The 3,105-nt window shown below is 50.2% G+C and carries 1 rRNA gene; it reads left to right on the top strand.

The features are described from left to right. Positions 1 to 159: 159 nt before the first annotated feature. A 23S ribosomal RNA gene (locus AK965_RS20085) occupies positions 160 to 3,050 on the top strand. Positions 3,051 to 3,105 lie beyond the last annotated feature (55 nt).

Below are 3,105 nucleotides of genomic sequence, written 5' to 3'. Positions count from 1 at the left end.
CAAACACCAAAAAACACATTCAAGTGTTCTTGGGAATGTCACTTTTAAGTGACTATTCGAAATTGAGTCCGGCAAAATCGAAATGTCTCTCGCTCATTCAAATAATGAGAGACAACTTTGGTGATTTGAACATCAACTCGAAACTCCTTCGGGTTGTATGGTTAAGTGACTAAGCGTACACGGTGGATGCCTTGGCAGTCAGAGGCGATGAAAGACGTAGTAACTTGCGATAAGCCCAGATTAGGTAGTAACAACCATTTGAGTCTGGGATTTCTGAATGGGGAAACCCACTAGCATAAGCTAGTATCACACACTGAATTCATAGGTGTGTGAGGCGAACCGGGGGAACTGAAACATCTAAGTACCCCGAGGAAAAGAAATCAACCGAGATTCCGAAAGTAGCGGCGAGCGAAATTGGACTAGCCCTTAAGCTTTTTATGCGTCAGGTGAAACTTCTGGAAAGTTGTGCGATACAGGGTGATAGCCCCGTAACCGGCAACGCATAATAAGTGAAATCGAGTAGGGCGGGACACGTGATATCCTGTCTGAATATGGGGGGACCATCCTCCAAGGCTAAATACTACTGACTGACCGATAGTGAACCAGTACCGTGAGGGAAAGGCGAAAAGAACCCCTGTGAGGGGAGTGAAATAGAACCTGAAACCGTGTACGTACAAGCAGTAGGAGCAGGCTTTGTCCTGTGACTGCGTACCTTTTGTATAATGGGTCAGCGACTTATATTCAGTGGCAAGGTTAACCATCTAGGGGAGCCGTAGGGAAACCGAGTCTTAACTGGGCGTTCAGTCTCTGGATATAGACCCGAAACCAGGTGATCTAGCCATGGGCAGGTTGAAGATTGAGTAACATCAATTGGAGGACCGAACCGACTAATGTTGAAAAATTAGCGGATGACTTGTGGCTAGGGGTGAAAGGCCAATCAAACCTGGAGATAGCTGGTTCTCCCCGAAAGCTATTTAGGTAGCGCCTCGGACGAATACTACTGGGGGTAGAGCACTGTTAAGGCTAGGGGGTCATCCCGACTTACCAACCCTTTGCAAACTCCGAATACCAGTAAGTACTATCCGGGAGACACACGGCGGGTGCTAACGTCCGTCGTGGAGAGGGAAACAACCCAGACCGCCAGCTAAGGTCCCAAATTATTACTAAGTGGGAAACGATGTGGGAAGGCTCAGACAGCCAGGATGTTGGCTTAGAAGCAGCCATCATTTAAAGAAAGCGTAATAGCTCACTGGTCGAGTCGGCCTGCGCGGAAGATGTAACGGGGCTAAGTAATAAACCGAAGCTGCGGCAATGAAGTTTACTTCATTGGGTAGGGGAGCGTTCTGTAAGCCGTTGAAGGTGTGTTGTAAAGCATGCTGGAGGTATCAGAAGTGCGAATGCTGACATGAGTAACGATAAAGGGGGTGAAAAACCCCCTCGCCGGAAGACCAAGGGTTCCTGTCCAACGTTAATCGGGGCAGGGTAAGTCGACCCCTAAGGCGAGGCCGAAAGGCGTAGTCGATGGGAAACGGGTTAATATTCCCGTACTTCTTACAATTGCGATGGGGGGACGGAGAAGGCTAGGTGGGCCTGGCGACGGTTGTCCAGGTTCAAGTGCGTAGGCTTAAGAGTTAGGTAAATCCGGCTCTTTTTAAGGCTGAGACACGATGTCGAGCTACTACGGTAGTGAAGTCATTGATGCCATGCTTCCAGGAAAAGCCTCTAAGCTTCAGATTGTAAGGAATCGTACCCCAAACCGACACAGGTGGTCGGGTAGAGAATACCAAGGCGCTTGAGAGAACTCGGGTGAAGGAACTAGGCAAAATGGTACCGTAACTTCGGGAGAAGGTACGCTCTCGACGGTGAAGTCCCTCGCGGATGGAGCTATTGAGAGTCGCAGATACCAGGTGGCTGCAACTGTTTATTAAAAACACAGCACTGTGCAAAATCGTAAGATGACGTATACGGTGTGACGCCTGCCCGGTGCCGGAAGGTTAATTGATGGGGTTAGACTTCGGTCGAAGCTCTTGATCGAAGCCCCGGTAAACGGCGGCCGTAACTATAACGGTCCTAAGGTAGCGAAATTCCTTGTCGGGTAAGTTCCGACCTGCACGAATGGCGTAATGATGGCCACGCTGTCTCCACCCGAGACTCAGTGAAATTGAAATCGCTGTGAAGATGCAGTGTACCCGCGGCTAGACGGAAAGACCCCGTGAACCTTTACTACAGCTTGGCACTGAACATTGACCCTACATGTGTAGGATAGGTGGGAGGCTTTGAAGCAAGTACGCCAGTATTTGTGGAGCCGTCCTTGAAATACCACCCTTGTAGTGTTGATGTTCTAACGTCGACCCCTTATCGGGGTTGCGGACAGTGCCTGGTGGGTAGTTTGACTGGGGCGGTCTCCTCCCAAAGAGTAACGGAGGAGCACGAAGGTGGGCTAAACACGGTTGGACATCGTGTGGTTAGTGCAATGGCATAAGCCCGCTTGACTGCGAGAATGACAATTCGAGCAGGTACGAAAGTAGGTCATAGTGATCCGGTGGTTCTGTATGGAAGGGCCATCGCTCAACGGATAAAAGGTACTCCGGGGATAACAGGCTGATACCGCCCAAGAGTTCATATCGACGGCGGTGTTTGGCACCTCGATGTCGGCTCATCACATCCTGGGGCTGAAGTCGGTCCCAAGGGTATGGCTGTTCGCCATTTAAAGTGGTACGCGAGCTGGGTTTAGAACGTCGTGAGACAGTTCGGTCCCTATCTGCCGTGGGCGTTGGAGAATTGAAAGGGGCTGCTCCTAGTACGAGAGGACCGGAGTGGACGAACCTCTGGTGTTCGGGTTGTGTCGCCAGACGCATTGCCCGGTAGCTAAGTTCGGAATCGATAACCGCTGAAAGCATCTAAGCGGGAAGCGAGCCTTGAGATGAGTTCTCCCTGATACTTTAAGTATCCTAAAGGGTTGTCGGAGACTACGACGTTGATAGGTCAGGTGTGTAAGCGTTGTGAGGCGTTGAGCTAACTGATACTAATTGCCCGTGAGGCTTAACCATACAACACCCAAGGGGTTTTGATGGACTCAATACAAGAACGATTGAATGTGTAAGA

This window comes from Vibrio sp. PID17_43 (assembly GCF_002608565.1).
Taxonomy (GTDB): Bacteria; Pseudomonadota; Gammaproteobacteria; order Enterobacterales; family Vibrionaceae; genus Vibrio.
This window is presented reverse-complemented; position numbering and strand designations above follow the sequence as displayed.